The 2,475-nt window shown below is 32.6% G+C and carries 2 protein-coding genes; both read right to left on the minus strand.

Features of this window, described 5'->3' with window-relative positions; genetic code table 11:
• Window positions 1-167: 167 nt before the first annotated feature.
• Window positions 168-650: a hypothetical protein gene (locus tag AP058_RS00065; protein WP_157492506.1), complete on the minus strand. Its 483-nt coding sequence runs from the start codon at window positions 648-650 to the stop codon at window positions 168-170.
• A gap of 4 nt (window positions 651-654) precedes the next feature.
• The gene (locus AP058_RS00070; RefSeq protein ID WP_066305319.1) at window positions 655-2,331 is read right to left on the minus strand and encodes a hypothetical protein; all 1,677 of its coding nucleotides are present in this window, start codon (window positions 2,329-2,331) and stop codon (window positions 655-657) included.
• Window positions 2,332-2,475 lie beyond the last annotated feature (144 nt).

The following is a 2,475-nucleotide window of genomic DNA, read 5'->3' on the forward strand; positions in this document are numbered from 1 at the left end:
TACGGTGGTGTGAGAGGCGCACTCCGTTAGTTTCTAGCGGAGCCGTCTACTCGATTGGCAGATCGGGCGTTATTTTATTTTATACTTTGTGAAAAAGCGGATATTTAGATTTACGTTTAAGTTTCTCTAAATTCCGCTTTTACTTTTAAATCGATGCTTAACTGTGTTTAATTACAATTACCACCGCAGTCTGTTGCATTTTGATAATCCTCGGGAGTTATATAATAGACTTCATTTGTTTCATTACTAAACTGTGAATTAAAAGGATTACGATTGTTTTCACTGTATTTAATGCCAAAAGAGTTATTTGATATAGTTGGACAATTTGTACATTGTTCAGAATATATACTAAAAACATCAATTTTATCATTATCGTAAACGAACGCAACATAACCAGAATTGTTAGGTAGAAGGTTACTCATTGAATAACCCGCACCACCCGGAGGAGTATATCTATATTTTTTATTGATTTTATCACCTTGATTTAGTTTGATAGCATTTTGCAAATCCTTATTCCCGTTTACATAAGGAATTATGGTTACAGTTTTACCTGAATTATTTATAATTGTATAATCATAGTCTATTATATGTCCTGGTTCACAAGCACAAATAATCAAAGAAGCTGAAATTAATAATAGTAGTTTTTTCATAATATTAATCTTGCCAGTTATTAAAGAGTTCATCTACGAATTGTTCTGTAGGATTATCGTATTTGTTCTTTAAATTATCTCTCCATTGACTCCAGTATTTTGCACCAATCAAAGATTGTTCTAATTGTTTCAGAGTGTATCCGTTTACTCGGTCAATTGGGTAATCTAAACCATAAAAATCTCTTTGATTAAAATTATCGATTAAATCAAAACCTCCAGAAGTATAGTCATTTACAGCAAGGATAGTTACAAATTGTTTATTGTTATTTCTATATTGGTAATTAGGATTACCAAATTTAGTTCTATACCTTTCGAGCGTCATCATAATTTCGACAGTAGTAGGCCAAGTTTCTAATAACCTTCTATTTCTTTTTTGAACCGAAGAATGATTGTCGAGAAAAGCATCTCTTACAATATTATCATAAGAACCTCTGTCCAAAACAGAATGTAATGCGTGACTTAGTTCGTGTATAGTTGTTCCATAAACTTCATCATCAGGAGAACCATATTTTTTTATGTGTATTTGAGCCGATAAGCCATAAGTTAAATCACTTCTGATATGCGAATAGGAAGATGGGAATCCCCAAGGTGCTGTTTCACGAGCAGCAATTTTCATTTGACTTTGTCTTCCAAAGGAGTAAAGATGATTATTCATTGGTGGCGAAATTAAGCCAAAGCGGTGTCCGTAATAATAATCGTGTGCAGCTTGATGTATTAATGCGTGGTATTTGTCATCACCACCAGTAATGTTTAAATTCCAAGGAACATCTTTTTGTTCTGTTGCACTTTTTGTTTCTGCTTGGAAAAATGACCCGTTTCTTATACTGTAATTATATCGTTCCCATTGCAAAACATACCTAGCGGAGCCACGAATTGAGGAAGTACTAAAATTCCCATTTTCATCTGTAATACCTTGTCTTACAGTGAACCATTGTCTTATTAAAACTTGTGCACCTACAACAGGTTTGTTTGCTCTTGCTACTTCGTCGTAAATGGTTATTGTACCACTTGGCCACCATCTTTTACCAAAAATCCATTTAGCAGTTGCGTTCGTTTTTGCTAGTTGATTTTGACGTTCGTTCCCCGTTATTTTAAATGCTTCATCAAGAAGCTCGTCAAGTAAAGTTTCCTTTTGAGTAGATATTTTTTGTTTTGCAGATAAATTACTTCCAAAATAAGGATCTTCCTCGGGAATATATAATTCTTCTAAAATTTCGTATTGTGCTTCGCTAGCTGTTTCAGAATCTATTTTAATTGCTGTATAATAATTAGGAAATTGATTAGATAATAAAGCTGGTCTTGCATCAAGTACTTCTTCAGTAAATTCATAATCCAAAGGATAATCAAAAAGAACTACTGAACTATCTTGTTTTAAAACAGCTTCTTCTGCTTCTGTTTTTGGTTCAAACTCTACATAGAGATAATTGGGCTCAACATCAAAACCAGCATCAATTGGAGCTTCTCTTGATGTCAATGAAGATTTTTTAGCTTTTAAATTTTTCAAAGCCAATCTCATATTTTTGATAGAATATGGATTCTCTAATTTTTTCCCTAGCTTAACCCAATCTTCTTGTTTAGATTGAGATTCAGTTACGGACAAATTTGGCTCATTACTACAAGAGACAATTGTAGTTAATAGAGCTACTCCAAGCAAGAGATTTAATTTTTTAATTTTGTTCATAAATATTTAATTTTAAAGGTTACGTTTTTTTTAGCAGTTGCTTTCGCTTGTCTGCCAACGTCAGTCTGTGAAAAAACCTCCGTTTTTATTCAAACAAATATAGCAAAACAGTTGAAATAAAGTACTAAATTTCGTATTTTTAAG

It is taken from the genome of Flavobacterium sp. TAB 87, assembly GCF_001529295.1.
Taxonomy (GTDB): Bacteria; Bacteroidota; Bacteroidia; order Flavobacteriales; family Flavobacteriaceae; genus Flavobacterium.

Excerpts from the sequence above, each read along its gene's own strand:
- AP058_RS00065 (WP_157492506.1), bottom strand. The coding sequence starts at position 650 with ATGAAAAAACTACTATTATTAATTTCAGCTTCTTTGATTATTTGTGCT.
- AP058_RS00070 (WP_066305319.1), bottom strand. The coding sequence starts at position 2,331 with ATGAACAAAATTAAAAAATTAAATCTCTTGCTTGGAGTAGCTCTATTA.